Origin of the sequence: Streptomyces sp. NPDC006923, from assembly GCF_040635655.1 — a bacterium.
Classification (GTDB): domain Bacteria; phylum Actinomycetota; class Actinomycetes; order Streptomycetales; family Streptomycetaceae; genus Streptomyces.
On the sequence record NZ_JBEYIF010000008.1, the window covers coordinates 182,021 to 199,155 of the forward strand.

Consider the following 17,135-nt stretch of genomic DNA (forward strand, 5'->3'; position numbering starts at 1 on the left):
CGCGCAGTGCGGGAGGGTTACGGCCCGTCAGATCCAGGGGCCGGTGCGCAGCGTCTCGTACCAGCGGTCCGCCATCTTGGCGTAGCCGCCGGCGTTGGGGTGGACGCCGTCGGCGAGGTCACCGGCGCCGAGCGCGCTGTGCATGTCGATGAAGTGGACCTTGCGTCCCTGATCCGCCCACTGGTCGACGACTCCGGGTACGGCCGCGTTGTACGGCCGGGCCCGCGCCTCCAGGGTGGCGTCGCCGAACGGGATGATGTTCGTGACGAAGACATCGGCGTTGGGCGCGGCGGCGGTGATGTGGCCGATCAGTGTGGACAGGCGCCCTGGCGCGCCGGCCACGTCGTAGTTCTGCGAGATGTCGTTGGTGCCGATGTGCAGCAGCACGGTGCGCGGGTCGGTGGCCCGGACCCAGCCGGTGACCTGCGCGTCGATCTGCTCGATGCGCCAGCCGGAGTGTCCTTCGTGGTCGTGGTCGCCCAGTTCGGCCGGTCCGTTGGACTGCGAGCCCACGAAGTCGTCCACTCTCTGGTCGGCCACGGCCCGCTGCCACAGCCGGACACGGTAGCCGCCGGGAACGTTGAAGCCGTCGGTGATCGAGTCGCCGAGCGGCATGATCCGCAGGCCGCCGTTGGAATCGGCCGACGCGGAGGGGGGTGACAGCAGCGTCAGAAGAAAGGCCGCGACGGCCATGGCGCACACGAGGGCGGGCCTGAACCGGCGCGCCGCCGGTCCGGCCGGGTGGGAGATTCGCATCCGGGCTCCTCTTGCTCAAGGGGAGGTGGGGGGACGGAACGCGGAATTAACCACGCGGAAATGCTTGGCATGCGCAGAACAGCACAGCGCCGGTGCGCTGTCCACCCCCTCCGCAACCGCTTTCTGTCGTCGGGCGCCCTCGTGAGGCATAGGGGGGGATCACGAGTCTCCCGGGTCTCACGGGCCTCCCGCGTCTCACGTGGCGTAAAAACGCGCCCCGGGCACGCCACGGCCCCCGAGGCACGCTCGGGGGCCGTGGCCACTGCCAGGGCGTGTCGTGAAAGTCCCGCCTGGCCTGCGACGCCTGGCACGCACGCTCGCCGCGTTGTCGGAGTCGTCGCAGTACATCCCGTATGTCCAGTACGCGAACGATCCTCCGCCTTGCGATCGCACGCACCAGACGCCGCGAGCCCCGCCCCAGGGGGCGGACGGCGCTCCTTTCACAACGCGCCCCCGTCCCGTCGGTCAGTCCGCCGCGGGCAACCCTCCCTCGCGGATCAGCCGTGCGTACCACTTGGCGCTGGACTTGGGGATCCGGCGCTGGGTGGCGTAGTCCACGTACACCATGCCGAAGCGCCTGCCATAGCCGTAGGACCACTCGAAGTTGTCGAGCAGCGACCACAGGAAGTAGCCCCGGACGTCCACGCCCGACTCGATGGCCCGGTGCACGGCCGCGAGGTGGCCGCGCAGATAGGCGATCCGCTCGGGGTCGCGGACCTCGCCGTCGGGTGCGGCGTAGTCGTCGAAGGCCGCGCCGTTCTCGGTGATCATCAGGGGCAGGTCCGGGTGGTCCCGCCGTACGCGGGTCAGCAGCTCGTACAGACCGCTCGGGTCGATGGTCCAGCCCATGGCCGTCCGGTCACCGGGCGTCTGGTGGAAGGCCACGTTGTCCGCCCCCGGCCAGGGGCTGTGGTCGCTGGCGCCATGGCCGTCCGAGCCGTGGACGGCGGGACCCGAGTGGTGGGAGACGAGGGTCGGCGAGTAGTAGTTGACACCGAGGAAGTCGAGCGGCTGGTGGATCAGCGCGGTGTCACCGTCCTGGACGAACGACCAGTCCGTGACCCCCGAGGTGTCCTCGATGACGTCGGCCGGGTAGGCGCCGTCCAGCATCGGCCCGGTGAAGACCCGGTTCGCGACGCCGTCGATCCGGCGGACCGCGTCGATGTCCGCCGGGTCCTCGGTCAGCGGCCGCACATGGTGCAGATTGAGGGTGACGGACACCTTCGCGTCGGCGGGCAGGCGGTCGCGCAGCTCCCGCACGGCGAGGCCGTGACCGAGGTTGAGGTGGTGCGCCGCCCGCAGGGAGTCCGCCGGGTCGGTACGGCCGGGAGCGTGCACACCGGAGCCGTAGCCGAGAAACGCGCTGCACCACGGCTCGTTGAGGGTGGTCCAGGTCTTCACCCGGTCACCCAGGGCGTCGGCGACGATGCCCGCGTACTCGGCGAAGCGGTAGCTGGTGTCGCGCTCGGGCCAGCCGCCGGCGTCCTCCAGTTCCTGGGGCAGGTCCCAGTGGTACAGGGTGACGACCGGCTGGATCCCCTTCTCCAGCAGTCCGTCCGTCAGCCGCCGGTAGAAGTCCAGCCCCTTCTCCGACACGGGGCCGCTGCCGGTGGGCTGGACGCGGGGCCAGGACACCGAGAAGCGGTACGCCCCGACGCCCAGGTCGGACATGATCGCGATGTCCTCGGGCCAGCGGTGGAAGTGGTCCGTGGCGATGTCACCGGTGTCGCCGTTGCGTACCCTGCCCGGGGTGTGGGAGTAGACGTCCCAGATGGACGGCGTGCGCCCGTCCTCCCTGGCGGCGCCTTCGATCTGGTACGCGGCGGTCGCCGTGCCCCAGAGGAAGCCGGGCGGGAAGCTCAGGGCCGCCGCGGGCGCCGGGTCCTGACCGGTGTTGGGTGCTGAGGTGGCCACAAGGGTCCTTCCGCGAGTGTCGAACTGTGTGCGTGGAGAGAGGAAGCCGGCGTGCGCCGTGAAGGGCCGTCAGCCCTTGACGGCGCCCTGCATGATGCCGCCGACTATCTGCCGGCCGAAGACGATGAACATCGCCAGCAGCGGCAGCGTGCCGAGCAGCGCCCCGGCCATGATCACCGACTGGTCCCTGACATAGCCCGCGCTGAGCTGGGTGAGGGCCACCGGCACCGTGGGATTCGTCATGTCCAGGGCGATGAAGGGCCAGAAGAAGTCGTTCCAGGCGTGCACAAAGGTGATCATGAAGAGCACGGCCATCGGCGGCCGGGCGATCGGCAGGACGATGCTCCAGAAGATCCGCAGGGAGTGCGCCCCGTCCAGCCGGCCCGCCTCGATGAGTTCGTCGGGGAGAGCCTCCGCCAGGTACTGGCGCATGAAGAACACGCCGACCGCGCTGACGAGCGTCGGGAAGATGACGGAGGGCAGCGACTGACCCCAGCCGAGGTCGGCCATCATCATGAACAACGGGACGACTCCGAGCTGCGGCGGCACCAGCATCGTGCCGATGACCAGCAGCAGCAGGATGTTACGGCCCTTGAAGCGGAGTTTGGCGAAGGCGAAGCCGGCCAGGGTCGCGAAGAAGACCGTGGAGAGCGCGATCACCCCCGCGACGATCAGGCTGTTGACCATCGCCTGGCCCATCGCGGCGTCCTGCCACGCCTTGGCGAGGTTCTTGAACAGGTTGGGACCCGGCAGGAACGGCGGCGGGGTCTGGGACACCCGGGTGTTGTCCGTCGAGGCCGCCACCATCGTCCAGTACAGCGGGAAGAGGGACACCAGCGCGGCGAGGCCGAGCAGGATGTAGGCAAGGGGTCCCGCGTGGTGCTGACGGCCCGCGCCCGGACGCAGTACGCGGCCGAACCGGCGCTGAACGGGCGGCGTGGCGCGGGGAGTCCGGTCGACCGCGTCCGCCCGGACCTGTGCGATATCGGTGGTCATGGGGCTGCTGCTCCCTGTCAGGACTTACGGGACGTGAGGCGCGCGACGAGGCGCTGGAGGACGAAGACGAGGATGAGGATGAGGAACATGGCCCAGGCGATCGCCGAGGCCCGGCCCATCTGGTAGTTCTTCCAGCCCTCCTCGTAGAGCAGCAGCCCCAGCGTCTGGTACTGGTTGTCGGCGCCGCCGCTGATGCCGTTGGGCCCCTGGCCGAAGATCAGCGGCTCACCGAAGAGCTGGGTCGCGCCGATCGTGGAGAGCACGATGGTGAAGACGATCGTCGCGCTGATGCCCGGGACGGTGACGGTGCGGAACTGCTGCCAGCGGGAGGCGCCGTCGATGGCCGCGGCCTCGTAGAGATCCCTGGGAATGGCCTGCATGGCGGCCAGGTAGAGCAGGGCGTTGTAGCCGGTCCAGCGCCAGATCACGATGGTGGAGATGGCGAACTGGGCCGGCCACTTCTGGCTCTCCCAGTCGAGGTTGTCGACGCCGAAGAAGCCGAGCACCCAGTTGATCATGCCGAAGTCACGCTCGAAGAGCATGGTGAAGACCAGGGCGGCGGCCGCGATGGAGGTCGCGTACGGAGTCAGGACGGCGACCCGGAAGAAGACCGAGCCGCGGAGCCGGTAGTTCAGCAGATGCGCCAGCCCCAGTGCCATCAGGAGCTGCGGGACGGTGGAGATGACACCGATGGTGAAGGTGTTGCTGAGCGCGTTCCAGAACCGGTCGTCCTCGACGAGTTCCGTGAAGTTGGCGAGCCCCCGCCACTCCATCATGTCCATCGAGGAGAGCTCGACGCGGTGCAGCGAGATCCAGAAGGTGTAGAGCAGCGGATAGAAACCGAAGGCGCCGAAGATCAGGAAGAACGGGGCGATGAAGGCGTACGGCACCGCTCCCAGGTCCAGGCGGTGGAGGATGTTGCGCCGCGACTGCCGGGGGTCTCCGCCGCGGCCGGCGCCGCCCTTCCCGGGGAGTCCGGCTGAAGCAGGGTGCGGCTGCCCGCCCGTGGGGGCTGCCGGGGTGGAGGTGGCCACGCGGGCTTCCTTCCGTGGAGTGGTCGTGAGGCGGTGAAGGTGGGCTGGTCGCAGGACCGCCCGGGCGGCCGGGCCGGGTCGGGGCGCCGGCCGCCGGTGCGGCCGCGGCCGACCGGCCCGGCGGGGCCGGCCGGTCCTGCGAGCCGGGCCGTGATCGGAGAAGCGAGCCGGTCGGATCAGCGAGCGAGCTTCTGGATGCGCTCGTCCGTCGTCTTCCACGCCTCCTCCGGGCTCTTGCCCTGCGTCTCGATGAGCTGCAGGCCGGCCGAGAAGGTGTCCTTGATGGTGCCGTCCTTGCGCCCCAGGACCTGCTCGTCCGGGATCTCCTTCGCCGCGTCGCCGAAGATCTGGCCGATCGGCGCGTCACTGAAGTACGCGGACGTGCCGTTGGCGACCTCCGGCATGTCGAGCGCCGTCTTCGAGGAGGGGAAGTTGCCGAGCTTCTCGAAGATGTACGCCTGCTGTTCGGGCGCGCTCAGCCAGGCGATGAGCTTCTCGGCCTCCTTCTTGACCGGGCTGTTGTCCATCACACCGAGGAACGAGCCGCCCCAGTTGGCGCCCTTCGGAGCCTTGGCGACGTCCCACTTGCCCTTGTTCGCCGGGCCGGCCTTCTCGCTGATGTGCGCGAGCATCCAGGCCGGACAGACGGTGGTGGCGAAGGTGCTGTTGGACAGTCCCGGGTCCCAGCCCGGCTGGAACTGGCGGAGCTTGGCGGTCAGTCCGGACTTCGCGGCGTCCGACGCCAGGGCCCAGGCGTCCTTGACGACCGGGTTGTCCTGGTAGATGAGCTTGCCGTCCTTGTCGTAGAACTGCTTCTCGTCGCCGTAGATCATGGCGTTGAACAGCCCGCTGGAGCTGTCCATGTAGGACACCTTGCTGTCCTTGGACTGCTGCTTGAAGGTCCGGCCGACCTCGACGTACTTCGACCAGTCGCCCTCCCACAGCTTCGCCACCTCGGCGCGGTCGGTGGGCAGGCCGGCCTGCTCGAAGAGGTCCTTGCGATAGCAGACCGCCATCGGGCCGATGTCCGTGCCCAGGCCGATGAGCTTGCCGTCCTTGGTGGTGACCTGATTCGACTTCCAGGGCAGGAAGTGGTCGAGGTTCGCGGTCTTGGACAGGTCCGCGAACTTGTCGGCCTGGGTGTCGACGAGTTCCTTGGCCCGGCCGATCTCTATGCCCTGGATGTCCTTCAGACCGCTGCCGGCGGCGAGATGCGTCTGCAGCGCGGTGTAGTAGGTCTGTTCGTCACCGGCCACGTCGGCCTCGATCAGGATGTCCGGGTTCTCCTTCATGTAACGGTCCAGGAGGTCCGTCTCCTTGAAGCCCATGACCCCGAACAGGCCCATGCTGATGACGGTCTTGCCGTCCTTGGTACGCGCCTTGCCCGCGTCGTCGCCGCTTCCGCAGCCGGCGACGAGAACGAGGGACACTGCAGCCGCGGTAACGGATGCGAGGGTGGAACCGAAGCGATTACGGGCAGTGCCCATGTGCTTCCTCCTAGCAGCGGCGCTCAGGCGCGCGCCTGCTGCGGCTCACGATCGACTGGATGAGACCCGTTCAAACCAAACTGGGAGCGCTCCCAACGGGTTGTGGAAGACTCTCCGGGGACACAGGGTCGTGTCAAGAGCCGAAGTCGGTTCCGTTGCGTGAATGTGTCCGGCCGCCGGTCCCCGCACAGCCACGCACACCGGCCACCCAGCAGAATCTGCCTGGTGGGCACTTGGGGTCAGCACCGGGGACCGGAAGTCAGGAGAAACAATGAGCAGCCGCAGACGGCCGGGGCAGAGGCCAACTCTTGAAGCCGTGGCGCGACTCGCGGGCGTCGGAAGGGGTACGGTCTCCCGGGTCGTCAATGGCGCCCCCGGGGTGAGCGCGAAGGCCCGGGCCGCCGTCGAGGCGGCCGTCGCCGAGCTCAACTACGTGCCCAATCCGGCCGCCCGCAGTCTGGTCACCAGCCGGACCGACAGCATCGCGCTGGTGATTCCGGAGTCGGAGAGCCGGCTCGCCGCGGAGCCGTACTTCTCCGCCGTCATCCGCGGCGTGAGTACGGAACTCGCCGGGACCGACATGCAGTTGCTGCTCATCCTGGTACGGAATCAGCGCGAACTGGACCGGCTGACCCGGTTCGTGGAGGCGCAGCGCGTCGACGGCGTCCTGCTGGTCTCGGTCCACCGCGAGGACCCGCTGCCCGCGTTCCTGGAGAAGGCGCAGATACCGACCGTCCTCGCGGGACGGCGCTCGGCCGACGAGCCGCTCAGCCATGTCCACTCCGACAACCTCGGCGGGGCGGCGCTGGCCGTACGGCATCTCCTGGAGCAGGGTCGTACGACGGTCGCCACCATCACGGGACCGCTGGACATGGATGTCGGCCACAGCCGTCTTCAGGGGTGGCGCGACGCGCACAGGAAGCACGGCGGCGAGCCGCCCGAATCACTGGTCGCGCCGGCCGACTTCACCGAGGAGGGCGGCCGCGCGGCCATGCGCGAACTCCTCGTCCGGCACCCGGACATCGACGCCGTCTTCGCCGCGTCGGACGTCATGGCGGCGGGCGCGATGACCGAGTTGCGCGAACGCGGACGGCGTGTCCCCGAGGACGTGGCGGTGATCGGATTCGACGACTCGATCATCGCGCGCCATACTGTGCCTCCTCTGACCAGCGTCAGCCAGCCCTCCGAGGACATCGGGCGCACCATCACGCGTCTGCTGCTCGACGAGATCAACGACCCCGGCCGGGCCCGCCGTCGTCTTATGCTTCCCACGACCCTGACTCACCGTCAGACCACCTGACCCGCTGCCCGCGCTCCGCCACGACGGGCGGGCGCCGCCGCACCGGCGGGGCGGTGCGGCGGCGGCGTCGCACACCCGCCGGGGAGTTACGGGACAGCCCGCCGATGCCGTCCAGCGCCTCCTCGGCGGTCCGCGCGCCGCCGGGCGCGCACCACGAATGGGAGCCCGCGCGACGTCAGGCGCACCCGATCACCCCTTCGCATGTTCACTCCGCCGAGGGGTTTGTCCAGTGAACGGCGGGTGAGGGCGCTGAGGGCGGCCCTACGGTGCGGGGCATGGTGACTGCCGATGACATGGCCCGACAAGTCGGTGACCAACTGGCCGGGGAGTTTCGGACGAGAATGCGGACCGTACTCCTCCAGCAACCGAAGGAGTGGCTGGCCGAGCAGTTGCTCGCCCGGCTCCCCAGTCCGTACGCGCCGCCCGGCGAGGCGGCGCCCGGCCGCGCCGCCGACGCGGTCACGGAGAACGGACGGGCGGCGGACACCGAGAGCGACGCCGACCGAGCGCGGCGCCGGGAGCGCGTCAGGGCCTGGAAGCTCTGCCAGGACGGTCTCCATGAGCGGGTCCCGCGCCTGGGCTCCTGGACCAGGGGGCGGCTGGAGGCCGAGGGCCTGCTGCTGGACCCGCCGCCCAAGGGCGGTGCGCTGATCGGGCCGGGGCACCGCTCCCCCGCCGGCGAGGCGCTGCTCACCGAGGCGAAGGACCTGCTGTACGCGCTGCTCTTCGGGGACGCCGACGACGCGGTGGATCTGCTCCGCGTGGAGCGTGAACTCCTCACGCTGACGTTGCCCCGCGCCAAGTCCCACGCGGTCGGCTTCATCCTGCGGGCGGCCACGGAGATCGGTGCGGTCGGGACCTGGCAGGACCCCGCGGGCCGCGCGCATGACGAACGCGCGGCGAATCTGCTGGTGCAGGTGGAGTACGGCGAGACGGGCGAAGAACTCGTGGGCGGCGGCATCGCGGCCTCGCTCAAGCTGATCAATGACCTCGAAGTCAATGAGCAGGTGCTCTACGCCCGGATGGAGAACATCGAGGAGAGCACCCTCGACTGAGCGACGGGTGACGGGGCGGACGGCGAAGGAGCCTCGCACCTCGCAGAGGGGGACGGCCGGCGCGGCACGGCGTGAAGGGGACCCGCCGGTTCGGCCGCGCCGTCCCGCGGTGACGGGAATCCGCCGTCCCGTTGAGCGACTGTCGAATCCACCAGCGGATCGCGGGCCGCGAACCGCCCACGATCGGGTAAGCGATGCCGGGCCGCGCCGCGCGGGCTGCTAGGCAGGGACGTTGCTGTCCGTTCCAGAGCCTGGAGTCATCCATGTCCCTCGACACCGTCCTCGCCCAGGACCAGGGACCGCCCGGCGCGGGCCCGGCGATCCCCGGCCAGACGACCGACAACAGCGAGAGCGGTGGGGCCCGCCGGGTCGAGGAACGGGACCTCACGTTCGACGGTTTCCGCTACACCTGCCGCGTCGTCCACCACGGCGCTCCGCTGACCGAGCCGATTCTGGTGCTGGGCGGCTCCTCGCAGGACCGCAACTCCTGGGTCCGGCACGAGAAATGGCTGAGCCCGCTGGGGCAGGTGATCACGGTGGACCTGCCGGGCTACGGCACCGCGGACTTCCTGCCCGCGGCCCATGGAGTGGACTTCCTCGCCGCCGCCGTCCGGCACCTGCTCACCGAACTCGCGGTGCAGCGGATCAATCTGGTCGCCGCCTGCTACGGCGGCGCCGTCGGCCTCCGCTTCGCCCAGCACTACCCGGGGATGATCGCGCGGCTGATGCTGGTCGGCATGACCCCCCGGATCCCGGCGGACTACGCAGCGGCGATGCGGCGCTGGTCGGGCATGATCGACCGGGGCGAGACGGAGCCCATCGCCCGGGAACTGGCCGACCGTTTCATGTCACCGCCCGGCACGGGACATGTCCGGAAGCACGCCGCCGTGTCCCGGCTGGTCTATCAGCAGATCGCCGGTCAGGACCCGGAGCAGTTGAGGAAGTCGGCGGAGCACAACACCCGGCTGATGCGCCACGAGTGGTACCGGCCCGAGCCGGTCCCGGCCGTGCCGAGTCTGGTGGTCACCGGCGAGCACGACACCCTGTGCACTCCGGAGATGGGACGCGAGGTGGCCGCGCTCCTGCCCGAGGCGCGGTTTCTGACCATCGACGAGACCGACCATCTCGCGCCGGTGGAGCGGATCGCCGATTTCTCGGACCTGGTCGCGCGCTTCTGCACGGACCGCCCGCTGTCCGGGCTGTCGTACTGCGGCAGCCCGGAGACCCTGGGATTCGCCGTCGCGCCCCCGGCACCGTGACGCGTCGGCCTCCGGGCCCCGGTGCGATTCCGCCCGGGTGAGCCGCTCCCGGTCCCCGGGCGGGGCGGGGGGATGTCCGGCCCGGGACCGGGAGCGGCGCTTCGGCGCGGCCACCGCGGGGCTCGGCGGTGAGCGCCTGCGGGGGCCTCTCTCAGCCGCCCAGCCGCCGCAGTTCTTCGAGCTGACGGCCACGCCGTTTCTCCAGCTCCGCGGCGAGACCCGTCGCGGTCGGCTCGGCGCCCGAGTTCTCCTCGCCGCGTGACACCACGATGGTCTGTTCCAGGTGTTCGCGGAGATATGTCATGGATATGTCGTCGAAGGCGGCGCCCCGGGTCGCTGCGACGGTCCGCAGCTCCGCGTCGGTGACCATTCCCTTCATGTCGTGACCCTCGTGAGGGTTGGTCCCCTCCGCTCCCGACTTCTTCAGGACCGCGCGCAGCCGGGTCAGTTCGTCCCGGTGGGTCACCGTCGTACGCCGGGCGAGATCGGACAGCCCGGAGTCGCTCGCGCGCTCGGAGATCAGGTCGAGCAGCAGCAGGGTCCGTTCGTTCATGGGCACCATGAGCTGGGCCCATCCCCGGTCGGTGGCGTTGAAGCCGCCCGTCGTGGTGGCCGGTGCCGACGGCACCGGACCGGCTGCCGGGTCTTCCGTCGGTGCCGCGGCGGCCGTCCTCGCCGGCGCGTCACCCGTGGTCGCCGAGGAGCCGGCGCAGCCTCCTGCGCCGAGGACGGCCAGCGCCATCAGCAGCGCGGGCAGTGCCGTCCTGCCGCGCCCGTCCCGCCGGAAGCGGGAACGGGGCGACGGCCCACCGTTGTGCGGCCGACCGCCGCCCCACGCCATCACGGACGCCCGTTGGCGCCGCATTTGATGATCGGGTTGATGCAGTCGCGGACGCGCCGCTCCATCTCACCGACCGGCCAGGCGTTGAAGAAGTCACCGTGCATGGTGTATCCGGGTCCCGAGGCGAGCCTGAATCCGGCCGGGTTCCCGTTGACCGGGTACCGCAGGACCTGGCGCAGCTTGGGCACCGGAACCGGGTGGGACGCCGGGCAGGCGTTGTTCACCGGGTAGGACATGTGGCTCTTGTGGTCCGCCGAGTCGAGGTCCCTGCCGTTCCAGCACTGCGGGAAGTCGAGGTACGACTCCAGCATCGTGCCGGCCGGACAGTTGACGAAGTCCTTCGACGGGTTGACCTGGCCGGCGTGCAGGCACGACCAGCGCGCCCGGGTGTCGCCGTCGTTCGGCCCGGTCGCCTTGGCGTTGCCCGCGACGATCTTCAGACCCTCGGGTATCGGCTGGGTACGGGCGATGACATCGTCCGACACACCCTCACCCAGGTAGTAGAACGTCGTCCCGGTGGGCTCGACCGGCTGGTCGTTCACGAAGAGGGTGGGCACCCAGTACGAGGAAAGGTCGACCACCGGGTCGCAGGTGGTTTCGGCTCCCTTCAGGTCTCCGAGGTTGGTGTACGCGTTGGTCGCGTGGCTGCCGAAGAAGCTGTGCATGTGCGAGGCACCGGGCATACCGGGCAGGACGATCGGGTCGTCCGGCAGTCGGTGGCTGAACTTGCACTCGGCCAGGAACTCGGCCACACGTACCACATCGGCTGCCGCGCCCGCCTTCGCCGGCGCGGCCTGCTTGGTGGTCGCGCTGTCCGGCTGGGCGACGGCTCCCGTGGAGCCTAGGACGAGCTGGGCGGCGACGGCACACACCGCCACCAGCCCGGCGAGAAATGCCCGCCTGCGTCCCTTGTGGACGCGGCGGCCGTTCTCGGACCGCGATGATCTCATGGGCGCTCCATGGGGATCGAGGATCCGCGCACGGCTCGTCCCTGCCAGGGGCAGGGGCGCGGACGGTACGAAGGATCCGTTGGTGGGGGGTCAGGGAGTTCCGTCTGGGGCTCCCCTGAGTGCCGGACGTTAGAGGGGGGTCAAGAGGTCGTCAAGGTGTCGCGTCAAGTTCCGGAACTGACGCCCCGTCAGATCACCTTCGGAAACAGGGCGTTAACCGACCTGGTGAGGTGTATGGGAGCCGCGCGCGACGGCCGGAAAACCTCGGCCGGAAATCGCCGTACGGGCTTCACAGCAGGTGAGCGCCGTGGCACGGGGCCGTCGCGGTCCGGTGGAGCGGCCGCCGGCCGTCGCCGGGCGGTCCTCGCGGCGCGACGGAACGCGCCGAACGGTCCCACCTCAGCCTTCAGTTGATGAACGTTTCCCGCCATCACCGCGTACAGGTTCTTCGACAAGCGAATCGCACCGGCCCGCCAGTGCCCACGGACGGGGTCATTCCGTTTTCGACCGGGCGATTCCGGTTTCCTGCGGAGAGGGGTGTTCCCGTGTCACGAGGCGGGTGGGACGCGGACGGCGATCAGGGTGATGTCGTCACGCGTGTCGCCGAGTGTCCCGGCCAGGTCGACGCAGAGCCGGTCCAGCGGATCGGTGTGGTGGGCGGCGGCGTACCGGCGCAATCTGGTCAGGCCGGTGTCGATGTCCTGGGTGCGGGACTCGATCAGCCCGTCCGTGTAGAGCAGGAGGGTCGCCCCCGGCGGCAGTTCGGTGGTGGCCGTGGGCCGGGAGACGCGCGGGCGCAGCCCTATCAGCATCGCGTGCGCCTCGGTGAGATAGCGTGCCCTGCCGTCGGCGGTGATCAGCAGCGGCGGCGGATGGCCGGCCGTGGACCAGGTCAGCCGCCGGACACCGTTCTCCGACGTGTGCAGCCGCGCCAGTACGGCGGTCGCCGAATCGGCGAGCTCAAGATGCGCCTGGGCGCGGTCCAGCCGTTCCAGGATGCCGCCCGGATCCTCTTCGGGACGGTCGACGGCCAACGCCCGCAGCATATTGCGCAATTCGCTCATCCGGGCCGCGGCCTGAATGTCGTGACCGGTGACATCGCCGACCACCAGGGCCAGGTCGCCGCCGGGCAGCCGGAACGCGTCGTACCAGTCGCCGCCCACTTCGGCGGCGCGCTCCGCCGGCCGGTAGTGGGCCGCCAGCTCCACCGCCGGGACCAGCGGCAGATCGGTGAGCAGGGCACGTTGCAGGGTGGCCGCGATGTCCGACTGCTGGGCGTGCAGCCTCGCGTTGTCGAGTCCGAGCGCGGTGCGGCGGGCGACCTCTTCCGCCAGGACCCGGTCGGCGTCGCTGAACGGCGGGCCTGCCGCGCCTCGGGTCAGGGTGAGCGCCCCGAGGGTGCTGCTCCGCAGCCGGAGCGGCACGATCAGCGCCCGCACGGCGTCCAGGCCGGTCAGCATCGCCGTCGTGGCGAGCCCGAGCGCGTCGGCCGTCTCCGGCCGGGCCCCGGGCGCGTGCCGGGCCTGTACCCCGCCGAACGGCGCGGAGAGCTGCTGGGTGGGGCCGCCCCGCAGCACCTGCGCCAGGGCGGCGGCCGAGGTGTCGCCGTACACCGGCGGGTCGGCCTCCAGCACCCCGGCGGGGACACGGTCCGGGTCGCGGTGGGTCCAGGCGGTGCGCCGGACGCGGCCGCGGTCGACGATCAGATCGATCACCGCGGCGTCGGCGAGCCGGGGCACCAGGAGCCGCACCAGGCGTGCCAGCCCTTCCTCCGCCTCCAGCGTGCTCACCAGGGCGAGCGTCAACTCGCTGAGCCAGGTGGCCTCGGCAAGGCCGAATTCGGCCTGTTCGCGGGCGATCTCGCTGTGCGCGTAGCGGTCGGAACGCCGCTCGTCGCGTGCCCGCTCCGCACCGGTGTCGTGGAAGACCACCACCACCCCCGGGGCCCGGTGCTCGCCCCGGGGCAGTGGCGCCGCCGCCCACCAGACGGACAGCGGAACGCCGTCGGCGCGCAGCAGCACATCCTGGTCGCCGTCCGCCCCGCGTCCCGGCACCACACCGTGCTGGAGCGATTGCCGGGCCGACCGGTCGTGGCCCCCGGCGGGGTGCAGTACGACGCGTGCGTCCAGCCCCGTCAGGCCGCCGGGCTGATAACCGAGCACGCGCTCCGCCCAGGGGTTGCAGGCGATCACCAGTCCCGCGCCGTCGACGGCGTACATGCCCGCGGCGGCATGGCCGAAAAGCGCCGACAGCAGGTCACCGTCCGCTTCCCCCGTCAGTGCCGCTCCCTCTTCAGACATGTCTCCACCCGCCCGGTGCCGGTATGCGTCACGCCACCGCGTCCGGCCGCCCCACGGGCCCGCCGGCGTCCCGCTCCCGTCTCGCCCGCCGGGGACGGCGGTGGCTGCCTCACCGTACGCGATCACGCGCGCGCCACGCCCGTGACCGCCGGCCCGCGAAGGACCGTGACAACCGGGCGGCCCGGGGCCGGTGGGTCAGCGGGCCGGGCGCCCGCCGTACCGGGCCGGGCGCCCGAAGCGGACCGGCACACCCGGCGAGTACAGCACGCTCACCGGATCTCCGGCCCGCGCCGGCAGTCCCGCCGCGGCGACCAGATCCTCGGTGCAGTCGATCAGTTCGGCACGCCGCAGCGGCCAGCGCGGGTGGGTGTTCGGCAGATACACGCCGCGTCCGAGAATCGTGTGGTGCATACCCCAGCGCGCGGTCACGAAATGTTCCAGCGCGCTGGGCTCCGCGATCCGCTCCCCGACCCGCACCCTGATCCGGCTGTGCGCGCCCCGGGGCCCCGGCAGCCGTCGCCGGCCGGAGTAGGTGAGGATCTCGCCGTCGCGTTCGACGGTCATCCGGGACCAGGCGTACGGCAGCCGGAAGGCCGCCCGGCCGACCGCCACCGGGATCAGGCGCGAGGCGTCCAGTGACCGGAAGACGACCCCTCGGCGTCCCTGCCCGTCGACCGAGTAGAGGCGGACATTGGTCTCGGGGAAGGTACCGAGGAAAGGAAGGCCGGGGAGTCGGAACCAGCCGATCCGGTGCATACGGAAGGCGACCAGTCCCACGTGGGCCGTGCCGTCGAGGGTGTCGGGGACGGTGCCCGGCGGCAGCAGCGGCGCCACCGCCGCCGGATCGACCCGCCAGTGCAGAAAGGTCACATCCAGCCATGACTGGGTGAGCAACGGCTTCGGCTCGTCCCGGGGCGGGCCGGGCGTGACCGGCTCCGGGAACGCGGCGGTGGGCGGCACCCCGCCAGCATCGCAGAGTGCCGCCCGGCCGTTGCCTCTCCCGGTCACTCTCCCGTGTGCGGAGGGAGGCGTACGGGCGTGGCGAACGCGCCGTCGTGATGGACCAGCGCGTCGCCCGCACCGTGGCCACCCCCGGACTCGACCTCGCCGACCACCAGGACATGGTCACCGACGCGCTGACGCAGGGTCACCCGGGCGGTGAGCCACGCCGGTACGCCGTCCAGCACGGGCAGACCGTCCTGGCTCTCCGTCCACGGGATCCCGGCGAAGCGGTCGATGCCGCTGCGCGCGAACTGCCGGGCGAGCGTGGTGTGCCCCGCGCCCAGCACATGGACGGCGAAGCGGTCGGTGCTCCGCACGGCCGTGAGCGTCGAAGCCGTCAGGCCGAGGCAGAAGGAGACCAGGGCGGGTTCCAGCGAGACCGAGGTGAACGAGGTCGCGGTGAAACCGGCCGGGCCCGGGACCGTGATCACGGTGACCCCGGCCGCGTGCCGCCGCAAGGTGCGGCGGAGTATCTCGGCGCTGCCGGCGGGGGTGTCGCCGGAAGTGGTGACAGCGGTGCGTTCGGTGGACACGGTCATGCCGCTTCCCTTCGTCTGGAGTGATGGGTCTCGTCCGGGGGCGTGCCGGACGTTTCTCAGGGCCGCGGGACGGGCGCGGGGTGTCTCACAGGGCCGCGCCCCGCTCGACCGTGAGCAGCGGGCTCAGTCCCGGGTCGGCGCGCAGCCGTTCCAGCCACAGCACGATCACCGCGGCCGTGGTGCGGTGCGAGGCGTCGTTGAGCACGTCGTGCAGTCCGTCGTGCACAACCGCGAGAGTGGCGCGCGGCAGCCGTGCGGCCAGGTCCCGGGCCTGGTCCACGGGGGTGACGGGGTCGGCCTCGCCGTGCAGGATCAGGGCGGGGCAGCCGGGGCGCGCGTCGTGGAGGAGCCCGGCGGGCACGGGTCCGGTGAGCCGGCCCCGCTCGAAGTCCGCGTCCTCGGAGAGCCGTCTGCGGTGCGCCGGGCACGCGGTACGGGCCGCCAGTTCGTCGTCCCAGGCGCTGGTTCCGCTTTCCGTTGGCGCGCCGGCGGCGTCGCCGGTCGGTGCGGCCCCCGCGACGATGATCCCCTCCACGGGCAGCCGGAGGTCGGCGGACGCGGCGGTGCCCAGGGCCTGGAGGGCTCCCGTGTCGCTGCCGACCAGGACGACGGGCACGGCGGGGTCGGGGCCCGCCGCGTCGGCCGCCCGTGCCAGCACCTCCTCGGCCGGGTCGTCAGGGGCCGTGCCGAGCGCCCTGACGACATATCCGTCGGCGGCCAGCCGGCGCCCGAACCGCTCGTACACCAGCGGGTGTTCGCCCCGGCCCGGCAGAAGAATCAGGGTGCCGCGCGGCGCGACACCGGACGGCGGCCACCAGTCGTGCACGGGGGCGGGCGCGCCGACGACGGGCGCGCCGGACGGGCCGGTCATCGCGCGCTCCCGGTGGTGGTGAGGGCCTGGCCGGCGACGGAGGTGGCCGCGCGATGGGCACGTTCCCGGGCCAGTTCCTCGGTGGCGCCGAGGATGGGGCGGAAGGACACGCTGATCCCGGGCGGTGCTGTGCGGCCCGCCGCCTTGGCGGCGGCGATACCGATGAACTCGATGGCCATGGTGGTGGTTCTCCTCTTCAGGCGGGACGGCCGCGCCAGGTGGCGGCGTGATGGCAGGCGGCGGTGTGCGACTGCCCGGCGCGCTCCGGCACGACGGCGGCCGGGCGGGGTTCGTCCCGGCACTCCGGTCCCGCGAACCGGCAGCGCGGCACGAAGACGCAGCCCTCGGGACAGGGACAGAACACGGACGGACACGGCGACGGAGCGCCCACGAGGGGTACGCCGGCGGCGCCGCGGGCGCGGGCTCGCCGGACGGCCGGGCCGGTGCGTGGGGTCGTGGACGGCGCCGGGGAGCGCGACGGCGCCCGGCGCCGTCCGCCGCGGCACTGGGGCGGGGCACCGGAACCGCCCGGGGCGGATACGGCGGACGAGGGGAAATCGCCGGGGCCGGAGGCCCGGACGCGAGGCGGATGACGCGGTGGGCGCCGATCGGCCGGGACCCGGCGCGGGTCCCCGGATCACCGCTGTCGCGGCGGGGTCCGGGCGGAGCCGGAGTGCCATGAGGCAACGGGATTCCTGGGTCCTGCCGGCCGATCTCGGCGGATCAGCCCGGGGCGTCCGGGGCGGAGCGTCGCACGGTGGAAGGGCGTCCTCGCACTGGACGTATATGAACGACCCCGGCAACGCGGCGAGATGCCGTGCGGACGCACCG

Annotated in this window: 15 protein-coding genes; 3 read left to right on the plus strand and 12 right to left on the minus strand. The window is 71.5% G+C overall.

Features of this window, described 5'->3' with window-relative positions; translation table 11 throughout:
- Positions 1-27: 27 nt before the first annotated feature.
- The 5 genes from ABZ707_RS18305 to ABZ707_RS18325 form a co-directional block, all read right to left on the minus strand.
- Complete coding sequence (locus ABZ707_RS18305; protein WP_360175356.1) at positions 28-756, minus strand: SGNH/GDSL hydrolase family protein; 729 nt, start codon at positions 754-756, stop codon at positions 28-30.
- 465 nt (positions 757-1,221) lie between these two features.
- A complete protein-coding gene (locus ABZ707_RS18310; protein WP_360175359.1) occupies positions 1,222-2,670 on the minus strand; it encodes a GH1 family beta-glucosidase in 1,449 nt (482 codons plus the stop codon).
- Positions 2,671-2,739: 69 nt separating this feature from the next.
- Entirely contained in the window at positions 2,740-3,666 is a 927-nt protein-coding gene (locus ABZ707_RS18315; protein ID WP_360175362.1) for a carbohydrate ABC transporter permease, read from the minus strand.
- Between the two features lie 17 nt (positions 3,667-3,683).
- Positions 3,684-4,700, minus strand: a complete 1,017-nt coding sequence (locus tag ABZ707_RS18320) for a sugar ABC transporter permease (protein ID WP_360175365.1) — start codon at positions 4,698-4,700, stop codon at positions 3,684-3,686.
- A gap of 176 nt (positions 4,701-4,876) precedes the next feature.
- Positions 4,877-6,187, minus strand: a complete 1,311-nt coding sequence (locus ABZ707_RS18325; RefSeq protein WP_360175368.1) for an extracellular solute-binding protein — start codon at positions 6,185-6,187, stop codon at positions 4,877-4,879.
- Positions 6,188-6,458: 271 nt separating this feature from the next.
- Between ABZ707_RS18325 and ABZ707_RS18330 the strand changes: the two genes are divergently transcribed.
- From ABZ707_RS18330 to ABZ707_RS18340, 3 genes are all read left to right on the plus strand, one after another.
- Positions 6,459-7,487, plus strand: a complete 1,029-nt coding sequence (locus ABZ707_RS18330; protein ID WP_360175371.1) for a LacI family DNA-binding transcriptional regulator — start codon at positions 6,459-6,461, stop codon at positions 7,485-7,487.
- A 275-nt stretch (positions 7,488-7,762) separates the two neighbouring features.
- A complete protein-coding gene (locus tag ABZ707_RS18335) occupies positions 7,763-8,542 on the plus strand; it encodes a hypothetical protein (protein ID WP_360175374.1) in 780 nt (259 codons plus the stop codon).
- 263 nt (positions 8,543-8,805) lie between these two features.
- A complete protein-coding gene (locus tag ABZ707_RS18340) occupies positions 8,806-9,801 on the plus strand; it encodes an alpha/beta hydrolase (RefSeq protein WP_360175377.1) in 996 nt (331 codons plus the stop codon).
- Between the two features lie 151 nt (positions 9,802-9,952).
- Here the strand turns inward: ABZ707_RS18340 and ABZ707_RS18345 are convergent, their stop codons facing one another.
- From ABZ707_RS18345 to ABZ707_RS18375, 7 genes are all read right to left on the minus strand, one after another.
- Positions 9,953-10,666 (minus strand): DUF305 domain-containing protein, encoded by a 714-nt coding sequence (locus ABZ707_RS18345; protein WP_360175380.1) that lies wholly within the window; start codon positions 10,664-10,666, stop codon positions 9,953-9,955.
- On the minus strand, positions 10,642-11,592 hold the full coding sequence (locus ABZ707_RS18350) for a DUF1996 domain-containing protein (protein WP_360175383.1): 951 nt from the start codon (positions 11,590-11,592) through the stop codon (positions 10,642-10,644). The genes ABZ707_RS18345 and ABZ707_RS18350 overlap by 25 nt, the downstream gene beginning before the upstream one ends.
- A 548-nt stretch (positions 11,593-12,140) precedes the next feature.
- On the minus strand, positions 12,141-13,892 hold the full coding sequence (locus ABZ707_RS18355; RefSeq protein ID WP_360175386.1) for a SpoIIE family protein phosphatase: 1,752 nt from the start codon (positions 13,890-13,892) through the stop codon (positions 12,141-12,143).
- Between the two features lie 195 nt (positions 13,893-14,087).
- Positions 14,088-14,852, minus strand: coding sequence for a DUF2071 domain-containing protein (locus ABZ707_RS18360; RefSeq protein ID WP_360175389.1), 765 nt, complete (start codon positions 14,850-14,852; stop codon positions 14,088-14,090).
- Positions 14,853-14,896: 44 nt separating this feature from the next.
- Positions 14,897-15,433, minus strand: a complete 537-nt coding sequence (locus tag ABZ707_RS18365) for a flavin reductase family protein (protein ID WP_360175392.1) — start codon at positions 15,431-15,433, stop codon at positions 14,897-14,899.
- An 85-nt stretch (positions 15,434-15,518) separates the two neighbouring features.
- Complete coding sequence (locus tag ABZ707_RS18370) at positions 15,519-16,304, minus strand: alpha/beta hydrolase (RefSeq protein ID WP_360175395.1); 786 nt, start codon at positions 16,302-16,304, stop codon at positions 15,519-15,521.
- Complete coding sequence (locus tag ABZ707_RS18375) at positions 16,301-16,483, minus strand: hypothetical protein (RefSeq protein WP_360176027.1); 183 nt, start codon at positions 16,481-16,483, stop codon at positions 16,301-16,303. Before ABZ707_RS18375 ends, ABZ707_RS18370 begins: the two co-directional genes overlap by 4 nt.
- Between the last annotated feature and the right edge of the window lie 652 nt (positions 16,484-17,135).